Below are 17320 nucleotides of genomic sequence, written 5' to 3' on the forward strand. Positions count from 1 at the left end.
AAACGTTACGGGATGCGGGTGCCGAACAAGACCGCGGCGCCGGCCACCAGCAGCCCGAGCACGATCGCGGCCACGATGAACCACTGGGTGATCTCCTGGCTGACCAGCTTGAACCCCAGGGAGGTGCCGATCTGCTCGTAGACGTCGCGCAGTTCGCTGCCGGACTCGGCGGCGTAGGCCCGGCCGCTGGTGCCGTCGGAGAGCGACTGCAGGGTCTGCTTGTTGACCGGGACGTTCACCGGCCTGCCGTCGATGTCGACGGTGCCCTCCTGGGTGCCGTACGCGATGGTGGAGACCGGGACGTGGGCCTGCTGGGCGGCCTCGATGGCCTCGGTCACCGACCGGCCCGAGGTGTTGTCGCCGTCGGACAGCAGCACGATCGCGGCGGGCGGCGGGTCGGTGGCGGCCTGCTGGTCGAAGGAGCGCACCGAGTCGAGCGAGTTGAAGACGGCCTCGCCGATCGCGGTGCCGGGCCGGGTGGTCAGGTTGCCGATGGCGGTGACGACGGCCTGGTGGTCGGTGGTGGGGGAGATGACGACGTTGGCCGAGCGGGCGAAGGAGACCACGCCCACGTTGAAGCGGTCAGGCAGCTCCCTGGCGAACGCCTGGGCGGCGGCCTTGGCGGCGCTGATGCGGTTGGGCTGGACGTCGCCGGCGTCCATGGACAGGGAGACGTCGAGGGCGATCATGATGGTGGCGCGGTCGCGGGGGACGCGTACCTGGTCGGCGGGTTTGGCGGCGCCCACCACCAGGAACGACATCATGACCAGGAACAGCGCCGGAGGCACGTGCCGGCGCCAGCCCGGCCCGGCGGGGGCGACGAGGTTGAGCAGCGCCAGGTTGGTGAAGCGCACGGTGTAGCGGCGGCGGGCGAACTGCGCCACGACGTATCCGGCCACCAGCAGCGCCACCAGCACGAACAGCCACAACCAGCCGGGCGCGAGAAACGTCATACGGGTCTCCGGTGGGCGAGGTGGCTCATGCGGCGCTGGCGCAGGACGAACTGCGCCACGTCGAACACCCAGTCCCGGTCGGTCCGCAGCACCAGGTGGGCGATCCCGGCGCGGCGCAGGGCGAGCCGGGTGCCCTCACGCTGGAGGGCGGCGGCCTCCGCATATGCTTGCCGGACTTTGGGAGAAAGGTGCACTTCACGTACGTTCCCGGTCTCGGGATCGGTGAACGCCACCCGGCCGACGTCCGGCAGCTCCAGCTCGCGCGGGTCGATGACCTCCACGGCCAGCACCTGGTGGCGGGCGGCCAGCCGCCTGATCGGGCGTTCCCAGGGGCGCTCGGCGTCGGGGTCGAGCTCGGGGCGGTCGTCGAGGAAGTCGGAGACGATCAGCCGCAGGCCCCTGCGGCGGCGGGTGGCCGCCAGCACGTCGATGCCCTCGGCCAGGTCGGGGGCGTCGGGCACGGCCCGGCCGCGCGGGGCGTCCATGAGGGAGTTGAGCAGCCCGTACAGGGCCGGGCGGCCGGTACGGGCGGGCATGCGGTGGATGTACTCCTCGTGCAGCACCAGCGCGCCGAACCGGTCGCCCATGCGGCTGGACAGGAAGCCGATCGCGCCGACGGCGGCCACGACCAGGTCGCGCTTGTCGGTGTCGGCGGTGCCGAAGTCCATGCTGGCCGACAGGTCGGCCAGGGCCCAGGTCTCCAGCTCGCGGTCGGCGATCAGGTCGCGGACGTGGGGGACGGTCGTGCGGGCGGTGACGGCCCAGTCCATGCGGCGCACGTCGTCCTCGCCGGGCACGTACAGGCGGCTGTCGCCGGTCTCGCTGCCGGTGCCGGGCAGCAGCCCCTGGTGGGCGCCGTGCAGCAGGCCGTCGAGCCGCCGCGTGACGGTCAGCTCCAGCCGTCGCAGCGCCTGCTCGGCGGTGTTCAACGGTTCTGGTTCCAGACGACCAGGGGCGGCGGCACGGCGTGCAGGATCTGCTTGACGACCTGCTCGGGATCGACGCCGTCGGCCAGGGCGTCGAAGGTCAGCATGAGCCGGTGGGACATGACGTCGACGGCCACGTCGCGTACGTCGTCGGGCAGCAGGTAGTCGCGGCCGCGCAGCAGGGCCAGCGCGCGCCCGGCCGAGACCAGGCCGAGGGTGGCGCGGGGGCTGACGCCGATCTCGATCGTCTCGGCCAGGTCGCCCAGCCCGTAGTCGGCGGGCGCGCGGGTGGACATGACCAGGCGCACCACGTAGTCGGCCACGAGCTGGTGCACCGAGACCTGCTCGGCGGCCTGCTGCAGGGCCAGCAGCCGGGCCGGGTCGAGCACGCGGTCGGGCACGGGCGGCGTGACGCTCATGCGGTGGAGGATCTCCAGCTCCTCGTGCGCGCTGGGGTGCGGCACCCGCACGCGGAACAGGAAACGGTCGCGCTGCACCTCGGGCAGCGGGTAGACGCCCTCGGACTCGATCGGGTTCTGGGTGGCCAGCACGATGAACGGCCTGGGCAGCGGATGCGTGACGCCGGCCAGCGTGACCTGGCGCTCGGCCATCACCTCCAGCAGCGCGGACTGCACCTTGGCGGGGGCGCGGTTGATCTCGTCGGCCAGCAGGAAGTTGACGAACACCGGACCCAGCTCGACGTCGAACTTCTCGTTGGAGGGGTGGAAGACGCGGGTGCCGACGATGTCGCTCGGCACGAGGTCGGGGGTGAACTGGATCCGGGCGAACGTGCCGCCCACGACGGTGGCCAGGGTGGAGGCGGCGAGGGTCTTGGCGACTCCCGGCACACCTTCGAGCAGGCAGTGACCGCGGGCCAGCAGGGCCACGACCAGCCGCTCGACCATGTGCTCCTGTCCCACGATGACACGCCGGACCTCGTCGAGACTTCGACGCAGCACCGCCGCGTCGTTTCCGCCTGGCAACTCTTCGGCGACGCTCATGACGCCATTCCACCAAACGCGCCGCGAACGTGCACGACGCCACGTCTGTGCTTTCATGGCAAACGTGGCAAGTCCCCTGCAGTACGGTGATCCGCCCCAGCTGGGGCGCTACGTCGTGCAGGCCCGCCTGCACACGGCTCCGGCCGGGTTCGTCTACCTGGGACAGGGACCCGACGGGCGCGCGGTGTCGCTGGCCGTGCTCACCCGGGGCGCCGCCCTCGACGCGGCGGCGCGCGACCGGTTCCTGACCGCGATCAAGGAGGCGCCGGGGCGGTCCGGCGGGCGCGGGTGGCTGGGGCTCGGCCGGGCGCGCGCCTCGGTGCTCGACGGGACGCCCGAGGTGCTCGACGTGCACGACGGGCCGGCGCCGTGGGTGGCGGTGCCGTACGCGCCGGGGCAGCCGGGGGCCGAACGGTTCCTGGACCCGGTCATGGTGGGCGGGACGTTCATCGGGCAGGCGCACGGGCCGGACTTCGTGCCGTACTGGCTGACCGACCGCGCGCCCGCGCTGCCGGGGCCGCTGGCGCGGCGGCTGCCGCTGACCGAGACGCGGCGGCGGGTGCTGCTGGCCGCGCTGGCCCTGGCGCTGCTGCTGGTGCTGGTCACGACGATCCTGCTGTTGCTGCTGTTCGGCAGGCGCGACAGCGAGCCGATGCCCCGGCAGCTCCCGCCGACGGTGTTCGTGCCCACGCCGCCGCCCACGCCCGCCACGCCGGTGCCGGAGCCCTCGCCGTCGCAGTCGCCGTCGCCGACGCGCACCGGTCCCGGCACGCCGGGGCAGTCGCCGGGCGACGAACTGGGCGAGTCGCCGCTTTAATGCGTTTGAGCCTCACGTTACGTGAGGCTTTAGCGTCCGCCGCATGGAGTTCATCGTTCACGACACGCTCACGGCCATGGCGGACCTGCTCGCCCGGCCGCTCGCCGACCGGCCCGAGGCGCTGCGGGAGATGCTGGCGCCGATCCGGCCGGCGATCCCGATGCCCGGCGACATCGTCGACATCCACCACCAGGGCGGCGGCTTCCGCGTCGACGCCGAGGACGCCCGTTACCTGCCCGCCGTCCGGGCCATGATCGAAGCCGACGTGCTCGGCCAGGTGCGCAGGGAGCTGGAGCGCGCCTCCCACGCGCTGAAGGAGGCCAGGCAGGCCCCCTCGCTGCAGGTGATGTTCGTGCTCGGCGACCCCGACAACGAGCACCTGATGAAGATCAGCGGCGGCTACTACGGGATGGGCGGCTCGCCCGGCTGGCTGTACCTGCTGGGCTGGCCGTCGGAGGAGGTCGTCGGCCGGATCGCGCACTGCGCGGTGCACGAGTTCCACCACAACGTGCGCTACACCAACGTCGAGTGGGACCCGCGGAAGGTCACCGTGGGCGAGCATGTGGTGGCCGAGGGGCTGGCCGAGGCGTTCGTCCGGGAGCTGTCCGGCCCGGAGGCCATGGGGCCCTGGTCGCGGATGGTGACCGGGGAGGAGCTGGAACGCGCCCACGGGCTGATCATGGACGCGTTCGACCTGGAGGGCATGGGGAACACCCCGGCGTACGTGCTGGGCGACAGCGCCATGCGGCGCTTCGGCCAGGAGCCCCGCGGCATCCCCGATATGGCGGGTTACGCGGTGGGGCTGCGGCTGGTGGACCGCGCCCTGGCCGCGAAGGGCCTGAGCGCCGCCGAGGCCACCCTGCTGCCGGCCGCGCAGCTGCTCGATCAGCCGGGGGAGACGAACCCGGACTCGTAGGCGGCGATCACGGCCTGGGTGCGGTCGCGCGCGCCCAGCTTGGCCAGGACGTTGCCGACGTGCGTCTTGACGGTCTCCTGGCTGACGACCAGCTCGGCGGCGATCTCGGTGTTGGACATGCCCCTGGTCATCAGCCGCAGCACGTCGCCCTCGCGGCCGGTGAGCCGGTCGATGCCCGGCACGTGGGCGCGCGGGCGGCGGCCGGCCAGGGTGCGGATCGCGGCCGGGAACAGCAGCGACTCCCCGGCCGCCACCAGCCTGATCGCCTGGAGCAGGTCGTCCGGTCTGGTGCGTTTGAGCAGGAAGCCGCTCGCTCCGGCGCGCAGGGCGTCGTAGACGTGGTCGTCGTTCTCGAACGTGGTCACGACCAGGACCTTGGGCGGGTCGTCGAGCGCCACGAGGCGGCGGGTGGCCTGGATGCCGTCCATGGCGGGCATGCGGACGTCCATCAGCACGACGTCGGGGCGCTCGCGGCGGACGACCGGCAGGACCGCGGCGCCGTCCCCGGCCTCGCCGACCACGCGCAGGCTGGGCTCGGCGTCGATGATGACGCGCAGCCCGGCGCGGATGAGGTCCTCGTCGTCGGCGATCACGACCTTGAGTGTCATGCCCCTGACCGTAGCGGCACCTGGGTGGGGAGGGTTCGGGGGTGTCCTGGGCTGACGGCGGCGGGGGCCTGTCCTGGGAGCGAGCTGTCTGGAGGGGATCAGCGGGGGCCTGTCTCGGGAGGGAGCTGCCCGGAGGGGGCGGCCGCGGTGTGGGGGGTCATGGGGTCGGGCGCAGGGGGAGGCGGACCGCGACCGTCCAGCCGTCCTCGTCGGGGCCGGCGCGCAGGTCGCCGCGGAGCAGGCGTACGCGTTCGCGCATGCCGTCCACGCCCCGGCCGCCGCCCCGCCTGCGCCTTCCGCCGTGTCTTCCGCCGGCGTTGCTGACCTCCAGCCGCAGGTCGTCGCCCTGGACGGCGGCGGCCAGCCGGACCATGCCGCCGCCGTGCCGGATCGCGTTGGTCAGCGCCTCCTGCAGGATGCGGTACGCCTCCCTGGAGACGACGGCGGGCACGCCGGACAGGTCGCCCACGTCCTGCCGCACCTCGGCGCCGGAGCCGGCCACCAGCGCCGCGAGGTCGGCCAACGTCGCCTGCGGCGCCCGCCGCCCGTCCTCGCCGCTCTCCCGGTGGCCCTCGCGGCGCCCCTCCCGCCTGTCCTCGCCTGCATCGTCGCGCCCGTCCGCGTGCCCGTCCGCGTGTGTGTCCGCGCGTGTGTCCGCGCGTGCGTCCTCGCGCAGGACGCCGAGCACGTGGTCGAGGTCCTCCAGTGCGGCGCGGGCGGACTGCTCGATGGCCGCCAGTGCGGTTCTGGCGGTGGCCGGGTCGCGGTCGAGGACGCGTCCGGCCGCGGCGGCCTGCAGGGTGACGACGCTGAGCGCGTGTCCGACCGAGTCGTGCAGCTCGCGAGCCAGCCGGTTGCGTTCGGCCAGCGTACGGGCATGATCTTCGGCGGCGGCCAGCCGCTCGGCGGGGGTGGGGCCGAGCAGCGGGGGAGCCAGGGCGGCCAGCAGCGCGCCCGCGCCCGCCGCGCCCGCCACCAGCAGCGCCAGCGCCCCCACGCCCGCCGCCGCCCACAGCACGGACGGCCACCCCGGCTCGGCCGTGAGGCCCAGCACCGGCATCGGCTCCCCGATGAACGGCAGCGCCATCGTGAACATCGTGAACGGCACCACCGCCAGCGTGAACCCGCTCACCACGCCGCCCACCGCCAGATGCAGCGTGAACCACGCGGCGGTGCGCCGCCGCTCCTGCCACGACCGGCGGGCCTGCCGCGGCGGGGTCTCCACGCGGGCCCCGAGCAGCCCCTGGGCGGCGTTCACCTCCAGCGCGCGCACCGGCAGGAACAGCCCGGTCACCGCCACCACCGGCAGCACCGCGACGAACACCCCGACCTGGATCGGCATCAGCAGGTCGGGCGACACGCCGCGCCACAACCCGGCGACCAGCACCCCGGCCATCATGTACGGCATCAGCAGCGCCCCGCCCAGGATGAGGCACGCCCAACGGCGGGGGAGGTTCCTTCTCACATCCGGGATTGTATGTCGATACTTTTTCGCGCTGGGAGTAATGCGCCTTGAGTGAAATGCGCCCCCAGCGAAAATAGGCCGGAATTCACCGTCGCCGGGTCTAGCGTTTTTCGCAGAATTAGTTTCGGCAGAAAGGCGACGTCAATGACGGAGACCCAGCGCGCGGCCTGGCCTGACCAGCTCAGTCAGCGCCTGCTGAAGGAACGCATCGTGGTGCTCGGCCAGGAGGTCGACGACGAGATTTGCAACCGGCTCTGCGGTGAGCTGCTTTTGCTGGCAGCCGAAGACCCCAATCGGGACATAACGCTCTACATCAATTCGCCGGGCGGCTCCGTGACGGCCGGCATGGCGCTCTACGACATGATGCAGTTCGTCCCGTGCGACGTGGCGACGGTGGCGATGGGCTTCGCCGCCTCCATGGGCCAGCTGCTGCTGACCGCCGGGGCGCCGGGCAAGCGTTACGCCCTGCCCAACGCCCGCATCGTCATGCACCAGCCGCTGGGCGGCATCGGCGGCTCGGCCAGCGACATCCAGATCCAGGCCGACAACATGCTCTACACCAAGCGCAGGATGGCCGAGATCATCGCCCACCACACCGGCCAGCCGCTCGAGCGCATCCAGGCCGACTCCGACCGCGACCGGTGGTTCACCGCCCAGGAGGCGCTGGAGTACGGGTTCGTGGACCACATCGCCGAAGGGATGAACTGACCATGAGCGGTCGCTACGTGCTGCCCTCGTTCACCGAGCGCACCTCCTACGGGGTGCGGGAGATGAACCCGTACAACAAGCTGTTCGAGGACCGGGTGGTGTTCATCGGCGCCCCGATCGACGACACGGTGGCCAACGACGTCATGGCCCAGCTCCTCACGCTGGAGTCGCTCGATCCCGACCAGGACATCAACATGTACATCAACTCGCCGGGCGGGTCGTTCACGGCGATGACGGCCATCTACGACACGATGCAGTTCGTCCGGCCGGAGATCCACACGGTCTGCATCGGGGAGGCGTCCTCGGCGGCGGCCGTCCTGCTCGCGGCGGGCACGCCGGGCAAGCGGGCGGCCCTGCCGCACGCACGCGTCCTGCTCCACCAGCCGGCCACGGAGGGCGGCCGGGGGCAGTCGAGCGACCTGGAGATCCACGCCCGGGAGATCGTGCGGATGCGTGACCAGCAGGAGGAGATCCTGGCCCGGCACACCGGGCGCGGGGTGCTGGAGATCAGGAAGGACATCGAGCGCGACCGCATCTTCACCGCCGAGCAGGCGCGCAGCTATCGGCTGATCGACGACATCTACGCCTCCAGGAAACGCACCCTGGCCACCGCCCACTGACCTACCGCCCGGGCCTGGTGCGAGCCCGCTGGTCCCTCTGGGACCCGGCAGCCCTTGGGGCTGGTCTGCCTGGAGCTGGCCTGCGGGCTCGTGTGGGCTGGTCTGTCCGGGGCTGGCCTGCCCGCTGGTGTCCTCGGGGCCCTGCGGGAGGTCTGCCTGGGCTCGTGCGGGCTGGCCTGTCGCTGGTCTCCCCGGGTCTCTGCGGGCTGGGTTGCCTGTGCCTCGTGCCCGCTGGTTAGCCTGTGCCTCCTGCGGGCTGGTCTGCCCGGGACCTTCGGGTCGCCCGGCCGTGGATCTGCCTGGACCGCGGTATCGGCGTCCTGTTTGGGGCCTGGCCTGCTGGCCTGCTTGGGGCCCTGGCCGGGCCCCGGGATCATCCCTCCCGGCCGTCCGGTACGGCGCGCAGGCGTCGCAGGGCCAGCAGTCCGCCGACGCCGGGGACGAACGCGCTCCAGCGCGCCCCGGGCGTGCTTTGCGCCCTGGGTGTCATGGCCACCGTGGCGATGACGATGAGGTAGGCCATGCCGTGCAGCGGGCCGGCGTAGGTCGTGATCGCCTTGGCGTGCACGGTGAGCAGGTTGGTCAGCAGAACCGCCAGCGTGACGGCCTCGGCGGCGGCGGCGATGCGCAGGGTCAGCACGCTCAGGCTCCCGTCTGCTCGCCCGGACGGACGATCATGAGCACGACGACGGCTGCCCACAGCAGGTTGTAGATGCCGGTGAGCATCGTCAGCGTACGGAGTCGGCGGCCGTCGTCGGGGGCGTCGAGCGCCTGGCGCTGGCGGGGGTGGATCTGGGTGGCCAGCAGGGCGCCCGCGACGGCGGTGAGGATCATCGCCACGATGATCCAGGTCTGCCCCATCCGTCCCTGCACACTGGCCAGCACGATCCCGGCCAACGGGACGATCAACCCGAACGCGGCGTAACCGCCGGTGATGCGGTGCAGCACAGCGGCTACGGCGGCACTGCGCTCCGCGCCGACGGCCTTGCCGGAGCCGGCGGTGGTGATGGGCGTCGTGGATGCGACGGGGGCGTAACGGGGGAACAAGCTCGACGCGACCGCCGAACCGCCGACGAACACGATCCCCGCCAGCACGTGGATGGACAACAGGACATGATTCATGGATCGCCTCCAACCTTCAGGGTGACTGAAGCCTAGCGAAACCTTCAGCCACCCTGAAAGCCGCCCTGTCATTCGGGACTGCGGCGCCCCCGTGCCCGTGCCCGTGCCCGTGCCTTCGCCCGTGCCCGTGCCCGTGCCCGTGCCTTCGCCCGTGCCCGTGCCGTCGCCTGCTAGGCCATTGCGGCCCATCTGCGCGGCTTGCATGCCGGCTTCCACCACCAAATGGCCGACCACGTCACCCGCGACCAGCAGGCCGGCTGCATCCCCGCCATCCTTGACCCGTCCCGATACGGCGCTGGCCCTGCCGAGGGGCTGGCCGCCTGCGTGCTCACTGGCGTCACCTCCGCGACCGCCGCCCGCGAGCAGGTGCTGGCGGCCGTCGCGGGGCTCGACCGCTGAAGCGGCGACGGAGGACGGGCAGGGGTGGAGGCGGGGCGGTGGGGGGCGAGAGGTCAGGGGGTGGGGAAGGCGGTACGGATCGCTTCGCCCACCTGTTGCTGGATCGGGTCGGCGTCGGGGCCGAAGAGGCGTTCGTCGACCTTGGTGATGGCCTGGGCGGCCTCCCGCAGGAGGCGGTGCCCCTCGGGGGTGAGCTCGATGGTCGAGGCCGACCCCGCCCGCGCCGTACGGTCGCGTACCAGCCCCGCCTGGACGAGCCCCTTGACCGCCGCGTGCACGCTCTGCACCGAGATGCCCGACATGCGGGCCAGGTCGCTGAAGGACGCGCCGGGCACCCCGGCGATGTGTCCCAGTAGTCCCAGGCGGCTGATCGTCAGCTCAAGCGGCGCCAGCTCGGCGGAGAGCTCCGTCTCGACCCGCCGCGCCAGCGTGAGCACCACGATGGAGGTGCTCGACACGGGCGGTCCGTTCTCGATCGTCACCGGTCCAGTCTCGCCTACCCGGCCGTGGCGGCGCCCGCCGGTCACCCGTGCGGCGGGTAGACGGTGTGCAGGAGGTCGCGCAGGAAGGCGTCGAGGTCGTCGAGGCCGTAGTCGGCCAGCGTCTCGGCCGGTTGGGTGAGCAGGTAGGTCAGCGCCGTGTTGAGGCACATCGTGACCGTCGCGGCGGTACGCCGGGTCGCCGGCAGGCCGGCCGCCTCGTGGGCGCGCAGGTGCAGGGCCAGGTCGGCGCGGGTGAGCTCGGCCAGGGTCGCGCGCAGGTCCGGTCTGCGCGCGGCCTCGGCGTGCAGTTCGAGGTAGGCCAGGACCCGCGACCTGTTGGCCGTGACCGCGTGGTCGACCAGGCGGCGCAGGAACGCGGCCAGCCCGTCGCGCCCTCGGATCTTCTCGGCCGGAGCCGCTTGGAGGTCGGCCCAGTAGCGCTCGACGCAACGTTCGGCGGCGGCCCGCAGGAGGGCGTCGCGGGTGGCGAAGTAGTTCTTGGCCGTGCCCTCCGGCAGGCCGGCCGCGCGGTCGATCGCCCGGTGGGTCAGGCCCCTGCCGCCCTCCTGGGCCAGCACCTCGATCGCGGCGTCGCGCAGCTGGTCGCGCCGGTTCCGGTTCTCCGCCATGGCCTCCATCCTCGCAGTTGCCTTGACCACCACAACAGTGGTACCACAGTTGTGGTGAACGGGAACAGGGAGGTGTCGCCATGAAGGGGTCCGCGGTGATCGTCGGCGCCGGGATCGGCGGTCTTGCGACGGCCGTCGGCCTGCGGAGGGCCGGCTGGGAGGTGACCGTGCTCGAACGCTGGCCCGAGATCCGTCCGGAGGGCACGGCCCTGGGCATGCGTCCGGCCGCCCAGTCCGCCCTCGACCGGCTCGGGCTGGGGGCGGAGCTGCGGCGCCGTACGGTGCCCTACCGTTCGGCGCAGATCCTGACGCCGGACGGCCGCCGGCTGGCCGACCTCCCCCTTGAGCGCATCGAACGCAAGGAGGGCAGGCCCGTGCTGATGCTGTCCAGGGTGTCGCTGATGGAGATGCTGCTCGATGCCGCCGGCGCGGCGACCGTCCGGACCGCCGCGGACATCACCGACCCCGCGGCCCTGCGCAGCCGGTACGACCTGGTCGTGGGGGCCGACGGGCTGCGCAGCACGGTCCGCCGGGCGTTCTTCGACACCACGGCCCGGCCGCGCTACACCGGCATCGTGGCCTGGCGGGGCGTCGCCGCGTTCGAGCCGCCCGTCCATGGCGAGACGTGGGGGGCCGGTCAGGTGTTCGGCGTCACGCCGCAGGAGCCCGGCGTGACCAACTGGTACGCCGCCGTCGCCACCCCCGAGGGGCACCGCGAATCCCTGGACGCGCTGCGCGCCCGCTTCGCCGGCTGGCACACCGCCGTCACCCGCGTCCTGGCCGAGGCCGACGAGAAGAACGTGCTCCGCCACGAGATCCACGACCTGCGGCCGCGCCTGCGCTCGTTCGCCGGCGGCAACGCGGTCCTGGTGGGGGACGCGGCGCACGCCATGACGCCCTCGCTCGGCCAGGGCGCCTGCCAGGCCCTCCTGGACGCCGACACCCTCACCACCTGCCTGCGGGAGGCCGGGGATGTGGCGTCCGCGCTGCGTCGCTACGACGCCTCGCGCAGGAGGCCCGCGCAACGCGTGGTCACCATGTCGCGCCTCATGACCCGCCTGGCCGGGCACCACCTGCAGGGCCCCCGCAACCTCCTGCTCCGCCTCCTCGCCGCCTGACCGCACGACTGGAGCACGCGAGGGGCGGGGGTGGGGGCACCGGGGGGACGGCGCGGGGGTGGGGGCCGGGGTGAGGGGTGGCCTGCGGTGGGTGGTTGGAGGGGGGCTGTAGTCTTCTGGGCGTTTCCTGGGGGAGTGGGGGAGCGGCGTGCCGCTGGAGCAGGTTGTGGTGTTGCTGGCGGCCGCGGCAGGCGCCGGATGGGTCGACGCCGTCGTGGGCGGCGGCGGGCTGGTGCAGCTGCCGGCGTTGCTGATGACCGGCATGCCGCCCGTCCAGGCCATGGCGACCAACAAGTTCTCCTCGGTGTTCGGCACGGCCTCGGCCGCCATGGCGTACGCGCGCTCCACCAAGATCGACCGTCAGGTGGCGTTACCGGGCGCGGCGCTGGCCGTGGTGAGCGCCGGACTGGGCGCGTGGGCGGCGGCGGCGATCTCGGCCGACGTGTTGCGCCCGGTCGTGATGGTGGTGCTGCTCGGCGTGGCGGCGTTCGTCACGTTGCGCCCTTCGATGGGCGCCCTGCCGCAGCCGCACCTGCGGACCGACGGCCGGGTGGTGGCGGCGGTGGCCGCGGCGGGCGTGGGCATCGCCTTCTACGACGGCATCATGGGGCCGGGCACCGGCACGTTCCTCATCATCGCCTTCACCACCATCCTCGGCCTGGACTTCGTCGCCGCCTCCGCCTCGGCGAAGATCATCAACGTGGGCACCAACCTCGGGGCGCTGGCGGTGTTCGGGCTGCAGGGCCACGTGCAGTGGGCGCTCGGGCTCGGCATGGCGCTGTGCAACGTGGCCGGCGCCCAGCTCGGCGCCAGGATGGCGATCAGGCGCGGCACGGCGTTCGTCCGGGTCGTGCTGTTGTGCGTGGTGGTGGCGATGGTGATCAGGCTCGGCTGGCAGCAGTTCGGCTGATCCCCGGCACGCCGCCGCCCGCGATCGGACGCCTAAGACCGCAGGGCGGGGGCCGTCAGGGCGACGAAGGCCGCCATCAGCGCCGGTACGGCCAGCGCCCGCGGCAACCCGGCGAGCTGGGCCACCGCCCCGATGATCACCGGCCCCGACAGGAACCCCAGGTACCCCACGGACGCCACCCGCGCCAGCGCCCGCCCGGCGAAGGCCGGATCCCGATGCCCGGCGGCCGAGAACACCTGCGGCACGATGCATGACAACCCCGCCCCGAAGCAGCCGAACCCCACCACCCCGGCCACCGGCCCCCCGCCGAGCAGCGCCAGCCCGAGCCCCGCCGCCGCCAGCAGCCCGCAGCACCGCACCAGCGCCACCGGCCCGAACCGGGCGGCCAGCCGGTCGCCCGCCAGCCGCCCCGCGGTCATCGCGATCGAGAACGCGGCGTACCCGGCGGCGGCGAACCCCGCCGAGGAGGCCAGGTTCTCGCGCAGGTAGACCGAGCTCCAGTCGGCCGCCGCCCCCTCGCCCACCAGGCAGCAGAAGGCCAGCACGCCGAGGAACAGGATGCCCTTGGGCCGTCCGGACCCCGAGCCGCCGGCCGGCAGGGGAGCGGGCGTCGAGCGCAGCGCCCACCGCCGGGCCCACACCGCCAGCACGGCGATCACCGCCCCCACGCACCCGAACGTCACCGACGGCGGCAGCCCGGCCTGCGCGAACAGCCCGCCCGTGGTGGCCCCGGCGAACCCGCCGACGCTGTAGACGGCGTGGAAGGACGACATCACCGGCCGCCGGCAGGCGCGTTCCACCTCGACGGCGTTGGCGTTCATGGACACGTCCAGGACGCCGTGGACGATCCCGAAGACCAGCAGCGCGGCGGCCAGCGCGCCCAGGTTCGGGGTGAAGGCGGGCGGCACCAGCACCACGCCCTGCGACAGGGCCGCCGGGATCATGACGCGGCTGCTGCCGTACCGGTCCACCAGGCGGCCGACGGTCGTCATGCCCGCGACGGCGCCCGCGGCGATGGCCAGCAGCGCCAGGCTGAGCCGTCCCGCGTCGAGCCCGAGGGCCTCCTTGATGGCGGGGATGCGGGCCGTCCAGGTGCCGATGGCCAGGCCGGCCAGGAAGAACAGCAGGTGGACGGCCGTCCGTTCGCGTCTCACCCGGCCTCCTTGACGTCCACCCCTGCCGCGAGGAGCGCGTCACGCTGCTCGGGCGGCACGCCCTCGTCGGTCACCACGACGTCCAGGCGGGAGATCGGGCAGACCGCGCCGAAGGCCGTACGGGAGAACTTGCCCGAGTCGCAGGCCACGATCACCCGCCGGGCGGCGGCGATGGCCGCCCGTTTGACCGCGACCTCGGGCAGGTCGTGCGCGGTCAGGCCGTGCTCGGCCGACAGGCCGCAGCAACCGATCACCGCGGTGTCGAAGCGCAGCGCCGCGATCGAGCTCTCGGCGAGCGGGCCGGTGACGTTCAGCTCGCCCTTGCGGACCTCGCCGCCGGGCAGCACCAGGCGCACCCGCGGCGCGGCGGCCAGCAGCGAGACGGCCTGCAACGCCAGCGGCAGCACGGTCAGCCGCCGCCCGGCCAGGGCGCGGGCCACCTCCAGCACGGTGGTGCCCCCGTCCAGGACGACCGCCTCCCCGTCGGCGATCAGCGCCGCGACCTGGACGCCGATGCGCCGCTTGGCCTCCACCGCCTCCCGCTCGCGCACCCCGAACGGCGGCTCCTCGCCGCGCAGCAGCAGGGACAGCGCCCCGCCCCTGACCCGGCGGACCACGCCCTGCTGGGCCAGCTCGTCCAGGTCGCGCCGGATGGTCATCTCCGACACGCCGTGCCGCTCGGCGAGCTCGGTCACCGAGACGCTGTCCTGGGCGCGCAGGGCGTTCATGATGGCGGTCAAACGTTCCATCTGTTCATACAAACACCGAAAATGTGCGCAATACAATGACGGATATGCGTGCCAGCCGCCTGCTCTCCCTCCTCCTGCTGTTGCAGACGCGGGGCCGGATGACCGCGCCCGAGCTGGCCGCCGAGCTGGAGGTGTCGATCCGCACGGTCTACCGGGACGTCGAGGCCCTGTCGGCGGCCGGCGTCCCGGTCTACGCCGACCGCGGGCCGGCGGGCGGCTACCAGCTCCTGGACGGCTACCGCACCCGCCTGACCGGGCTGACGGCCGAGGAGGCGTCCTCGCTGTTCCTGGCCGGGCTGCCGGGACCGGCCGCCGAGCTGGGGCTGGCCGACGTCGCGGCGACCGCGGAGCTGAAACTGCTGGCCGCGCTGCCGCCCGAGCCGCGCTCGCACGCCTCGCGCATGCGCGAGCGTTTCCTGCTGGACGTGCCCGGCTGGTACCGCTCGGCCGACGACGTGCCGCACCTGAGCGACGTGGCCGAAGCGGTGTGGGACCAGCGGCCGCTGCACATGACCTACCGCCGATGGGGGCAGCGGGAGGTCGACCGGGTGATCCACCCGTACGGGCTGGTGCTCAAGGGCGGCTCCTGGTACCTGGTCGCCGCCCCGCCCGAGGGCTCTCCGCGCACCTACCGGGTCTCGCGCATCCTCACCGTCGAGCAGCTCCCGGGCCGGTTCCGCAGGCCGGAGGGGTTCGAGCTGGCGGCGTTCTGGCGGGCGTACGCCAAGGAGTTCCGCGAGCGCATGTACACCGCCGAGGCCGTCATCAGGCTGGCGCCCGGCCGGGAGGACCTGCTGGCGTACACGATGGGGTCCGACGTGGTCGCCGCGGCGCTGGCCGCGGCGGGCGAGCCCGACCCCGAGGGCTGGCGCACGCTCACCGTGCCGGTCGAGTCGCTCACCCACGCGCGCTGGCTGCTGCTGCGCATGGGCGCCGACGTCGAGGTGCTGGAGCCGGCCGAGCTGCGGGCGCTGATGGCCGAGGCGGTGGCCGGCCTCGGCAAGCTGTACCTCTAGATCAACGTGCCCTGATAAATCGCGAGAACCCAGGATAAATCGCGAGAAACAGGCCGCTTTCTCTGTCAGCATGCCCAGCATGTACCTTCTGGCTTTCGTCGGCGCGTGCTTCCTGGTGGCCATGGTTCCCGGCGTGAGCACCGCCGTCATCCTGCGTCAGACGCTCCGCTCCCGCGGCTCCGGCCTGGCCGCCGCGCTCGGCAACGAGACCGGCATCCTGCTGTGGGGGCTGGCCGCCGCGTTCGGGCTGTCGGCGCTGCTGGTGGCCTCGCAGGTCGCCTACGACGTCATGCGCGTCACGGGCGCGGTCGTGCTGGTGGTGATGGGCGCGCAGGCGCTGTGGAACGCGCGCCGGGGCACCCCGCCGGTGGAGGCCGAGGCGGTGGCCGGGCTGCGCGGGTCCTACCTGTCGGGGCTCGGCACGTGCCTGGCCAATCCCAAGGCCGCGGTGTTCGCGATGTCCTTCCTGCCGCCGTTCGTGCCGGTCGGGCAGAACGTGCCGCTGACGCTGGTGACCCTCGCCGTCGTCTGGGTGCTGGTGGACACCGTCTGGTACGGCCTGCTCATCTGGACCGTCGCCAGGGCCAAGGACTTCCTCGGCCGCCCTGCCGTCAGGCGCCGCCTGGAGCAGATCTCCGGCGTCGTGCTCATCGGCCTCGGCGTCCGCCTGGTCCTGGACGCGCGATGACCCGCTGAGCGGCGGGAGATCGTGGACTACCGTTAGGGCATGACCAACGACCTGGCGTCCCTGATGAGGCAGGCGCAGGACGACGATCCGCTGCTGGCCCTGCACGCCACCACCGCGCTGCGGCGCGAGATCGAGCGCCTGGAGGCCGTCCAGGTGCGCCGGGCCAGGGTGGCGGGCCTGCCCTGGGCGCAGATCGCCGACGCGATCGGCGTCAGCAAGCAGGCCGTGCACAAGAAGTACGGCCGCCGCTGATCACGCCCGCGTATCACGCCCGGGTCCATCGGGCGGCGAACCAGCCCAGCACGATGTTCCAGGAGTAGCCGCGGCGGATGCGACCGGCCACGTCCGGCGGCAAGGTGTCCAGGCCGCGGTGTTCGAGCAGCACCCGCGTGCCGTCCTCGACCGCGGTGAAGGCCACCTCGATCTCCATCCGGCCGCCCGGGTTGAGCAGGTCGGCCCAGACCAGGCGGCGGGGCGGCTCCCAGTGCACGATCCGGCCCAGGTCGGCGTGGCCGCCGTCGTCCCACAGCTCGCGCAGGTAGCCGTCCTGGAAGCGGATGGCCACCGCGCGGGCGGGGTCGACCCAGCTGTGGCGGCCGCGCACGTACCACTGGTCGATCTCGTCGGTGAACATCCGGAACGCGGTCGCCGGATCGACCGGCACGACGACCGCCGCCCGCACGGCGTTCACCGCCCGCGCTCCACGTGGTCCTTGAACGAGCCGAGCTGCTCGGCCCAGAACGCCTGCACCTGGTCCAGCCACGCCTGCAGCGCCGCGAACGGCTCCTGGCGCAGGGTGTAGAGCCGCAGCCGGGCGTCGTCGCCGCCCGCCTCCGCCCGCACCAGGCCGCCGGCCCGCAACACGCGCAGGTGCCTGCTGAGCGCGGGGGCGCTCATCCGCACCGCCTGGGCCAGCTCGCCGGCCGGGCGCGGGCCCTCGCGCAGCAGGTCGATCACCTTGCGCCGGGTGGGGTCGGCGAGGGCGGCCAGCGTGGCGTCCAGATTGTTAACGTCGTTGTTAATCTTTGCCTGCTTCCGT

The 17320-nt window shown here is 73.1% G+C and carries 23 protein-coding genes; 10 read left to right on the forward strand and 13 right to left on the reverse strand.

Features of this window, described 5'->3' with window-relative positions:
* Window positions 1-5: 5 nt before the first annotated feature.
* Genes ACWEJ6_RS05050 through ACWEJ6_RS05060 form a run of 3 tightly spaced genes read right to left on the reverse strand, consistent with a single transcriptional unit; the run spans window position 6 to window position 2880 of the window.
* Window positions 6-953 carry a VWA domain-containing protein gene (locus ACWEJ6_RS05050; RefSeq protein ID WP_387675369.1) on the reverse strand — a complete coding sequence of 316 codons (948 nt, stop codon included), beginning with the start codon at window positions 951-953 and terminating at the stop codon, window positions 6-8.
* Window positions 950-1882: a DUF58 domain-containing protein gene (locus ACWEJ6_RS05055; protein WP_352350747.1), complete on the reverse strand. Its 933-nt coding sequence runs from the start codon at window positions 1880-1882 to the stop codon at window positions 950-952. The genes ACWEJ6_RS05050 and ACWEJ6_RS05055 overlap by 4 nt, the downstream gene beginning before the upstream one ends.
* Window positions 1879-2880, reverse strand: a complete 1002-nt coding sequence (locus tag ACWEJ6_RS05060; protein ID WP_364337256.1) for an AAA family ATPase — start codon at window positions 2878-2880, stop codon at window positions 1879-1881. Before ACWEJ6_RS05060 ends, ACWEJ6_RS05055 begins: the two co-directional genes overlap by 4 nt.
* A gap of 55 nt (window positions 2881-2935) precedes the next feature.
* Between ACWEJ6_RS05060 and ACWEJ6_RS05065 the strand changes: the two genes are divergently transcribed.
* On the forward strand, window positions 2936-3697 hold the full coding sequence (locus ACWEJ6_RS05065; protein WP_358286614.1) for a hypothetical protein: 762 nt from the start codon (window positions 2936-2938) through the stop codon (window positions 3695-3697).
* Between the two features lie 43 nt (window positions 3698-3740).
* Window positions 3741-4613, forward strand: coding sequence for a DUF2268 domain-containing protein (locus tag ACWEJ6_RS05070; RefSeq protein WP_452421352.1), 873 nt, complete (start codon window positions 3741-3743; stop codon window positions 4611-4613).
* Here the strand turns inward: ACWEJ6_RS05070 and ACWEJ6_RS05075 are convergent.
* Both ACWEJ6_RS05075 and ACWEJ6_RS05080 read right to left on the reverse strand, forming a co-directional pair.
* Window positions 4583-5221 (reverse strand): response regulator, encoded by a 639-nt coding sequence (locus tag ACWEJ6_RS05075; RefSeq protein WP_452421354.1) that lies wholly within the window; start codon window positions 5219-5221, stop codon window positions 4583-4585. The genes ACWEJ6_RS05070 and ACWEJ6_RS05075 overlap by 31 nt on opposite strands.
* A 157-nt stretch (window positions 5222-5378) precedes the next feature.
* The gene (locus ACWEJ6_RS05080) at window positions 5379-6686 is read right to left on the reverse strand and encodes a sensor histidine kinase (RefSeq protein ID WP_452421356.1); all 1308 of its coding nucleotides are present in this window, start codon (window positions 6684-6686) and stop codon (window positions 5379-5381) included.
* 144 nt (window positions 6687-6830) lie between these two features.
* On the opposite strand from ACWEJ6_RS05080, the gene ACWEJ6_RS05085 reads away from it, so the two are divergent.
* Both ACWEJ6_RS05085 and ACWEJ6_RS05090 read left to right on the forward strand, forming a co-directional pair.
* Complete coding sequence (locus ACWEJ6_RS05085) at window positions 6831-7394, forward strand: ClpP family protease (protein ID WP_352328091.1); 564 nt, start codon at window positions 6831-6833, stop codon at window positions 7392-7394.
* A gap of 2 nt (window positions 7395-7396) precedes the next feature.
* The gene (locus ACWEJ6_RS05090; RefSeq protein ID WP_452421358.1) at window positions 7397-8014 is read left to right on the forward strand and encodes an ATP-dependent Clp protease proteolytic subunit; all 618 of its coding nucleotides are present in this window, start codon (window positions 7397-7399) and stop codon (window positions 8012-8014) included.
* 373 nt (window positions 8015-8387) lie between these two features.
* Here the strand turns inward: ACWEJ6_RS05090 and ACWEJ6_RS05095 are convergent, their stop codons facing one another.
* A complete protein-coding gene (locus ACWEJ6_RS05095; RefSeq protein ID WP_387675354.1) occupies window positions 8388-8654 on the reverse strand; it encodes a DUF3817 domain-containing protein in 267 nt (88 codons plus the stop codon).
* 2 nt (window positions 8655-8656) lie between these two features.
* Window positions 8657-9136 (reverse strand): hypothetical protein, encoded by a 480-nt coding sequence (locus ACWEJ6_RS05100; RefSeq protein WP_452421361.1) that lies wholly within the window; start codon window positions 9134-9136, stop codon window positions 8657-8659.
* Window positions 9137-9358: 222 nt separating this feature from the next.
* On the opposite strand from ACWEJ6_RS05100, the gene ACWEJ6_RS05105 reads away from it, so the two are divergent.
* The gene (locus ACWEJ6_RS05105; RefSeq protein WP_452421362.1) at window positions 9359-9535 is read left to right on the forward strand and encodes a hypothetical protein; all 177 of its coding nucleotides are present in this window, start codon (window positions 9359-9361) and stop codon (window positions 9533-9535) included.
* Between the two features lie 53 nt (window positions 9536-9588).
* On the opposite strand, the gene ACWEJ6_RS05110 is transcribed toward ACWEJ6_RS05105, so the two are convergent.
* Window positions 9589-10017 (reverse strand): MarR family winged helix-turn-helix transcriptional regulator, encoded by a 429-nt coding sequence (locus ACWEJ6_RS05110; protein ID WP_452421364.1) that lies wholly within the window; start codon window positions 10015-10017, stop codon window positions 9589-9591.
* A 41-nt stretch (window positions 10018-10058) separates the two neighbouring features.
* Window positions 10059-10646 carry a TetR/AcrR family transcriptional regulator gene (locus tag ACWEJ6_RS05115; RefSeq protein WP_452421366.1) on the reverse strand — a complete coding sequence of 196 codons (588 nt, stop codon included), beginning with the start codon at window positions 10644-10646 and terminating at the stop codon, window positions 10059-10061.
* An 80-nt stretch (window positions 10647-10726) separates the two neighbouring features.
* Between ACWEJ6_RS05115 and ACWEJ6_RS05120 the strand changes: the two genes are divergently transcribed.
* The gene (locus tag ACWEJ6_RS05120) at window positions 10727-11764 is read left to right on the forward strand and encodes an FAD-dependent monooxygenase (RefSeq protein ID WP_452421368.1); all 1038 of its coding nucleotides are present in this window, start codon (window positions 10727-10729) and stop codon (window positions 11762-11764) included.
* Between the two features lie 148 nt (window positions 11765-11912).
* Window positions 11913-12674 carry a sulfite exporter TauE/SafE family protein gene (locus tag ACWEJ6_RS05125; RefSeq protein WP_452421370.1) on the forward strand — a complete coding sequence of 254 codons (762 nt, stop codon included), beginning with the start codon at window positions 11913-11915 and terminating at the stop codon, window positions 12672-12674.
* A 32-nt stretch (window positions 12675-12706) separates the two neighbouring features.
* Here ACWEJ6_RS05125 and ACWEJ6_RS05130 read toward each other — a convergent pair whose 3' ends face one another.
* Window positions 12707-13828 carry an MFS transporter gene (locus ACWEJ6_RS05130; RefSeq protein ID WP_452421372.1) on the reverse strand — a complete coding sequence of 374 codons (1122 nt, stop codon included), beginning with the start codon at window positions 13826-13828 and terminating at the stop codon, window positions 12707-12709.
* Window positions 13825-14577, reverse strand: a complete 753-nt coding sequence (locus ACWEJ6_RS05135) for a DeoR/GlpR family DNA-binding transcription regulator (protein WP_387675335.1) — start codon at window positions 14575-14577, stop codon at window positions 13825-13827. The genes ACWEJ6_RS05130 and ACWEJ6_RS05135 overlap by 4 nt, the downstream gene beginning before the upstream one ends.
* Window positions 14578-14621: 44 nt before the next feature.
* Between ACWEJ6_RS05135 and ACWEJ6_RS05140 the strand changes: the two genes are divergently transcribed.
* The 3 genes from ACWEJ6_RS05140 to ACWEJ6_RS05150 all read left to right on the forward strand — a co-directional run bounded on the left by ACWEJ6_RS05140 (window position 14622) and on the right by ACWEJ6_RS05150 (window position 16533).
* A complete protein-coding gene (locus tag ACWEJ6_RS05140) occupies window positions 14622-15593 on the forward strand; it encodes a helix-turn-helix transcriptional regulator (RefSeq protein WP_387675333.1) in 972 nt (323 codons plus the stop codon).
* A gap of 79 nt (window positions 15594-15672) precedes the next feature.
* A complete protein-coding gene (locus ACWEJ6_RS05145; protein WP_452421375.1) occupies window positions 15673-16281 on the forward strand; it encodes a LysE family translocator in 609 nt (202 codons plus the stop codon).
* Window positions 16282-16320: 39 nt separating this feature from the next.
* A complete protein-coding gene (locus ACWEJ6_RS05150; protein WP_352328267.1) occupies window positions 16321-16533 on the forward strand; it encodes a hypothetical protein in 213 nt (70 codons plus the stop codon).
* 13 nt (window positions 16534-16546) lie between these two features.
* Here ACWEJ6_RS05150 and ACWEJ6_RS05155 read toward each other — a convergent pair whose 3' ends face one another.
* Together ACWEJ6_RS05155 and ACWEJ6_RS05160 are read right to left on the reverse strand one after the other, a co-directional pair.
* On the reverse strand, window positions 16547-16972 hold the full coding sequence (locus tag ACWEJ6_RS05155; RefSeq protein WP_387675327.1) for an SRPBCC domain-containing protein: 426 nt from the start codon (window positions 16970-16972) through the stop codon (window positions 16547-16549).
* On the reverse strand, window positions 16969-17304 hold the full coding sequence (locus ACWEJ6_RS05160) for an ArsR/SmtB family transcription factor (RefSeq protein WP_452421981.1): 336 nt from the start codon (window positions 17302-17304) through the stop codon (window positions 16969-16971). Before ACWEJ6_RS05160 ends, ACWEJ6_RS05155 begins: the two co-directional genes overlap by 4 nt.
* Between the last annotated feature and the right edge of the window lie 16 nt (window positions 17305-17320).

This window comes from Nonomuraea sp. NPDC004702, from assembly GCF_053601695.1.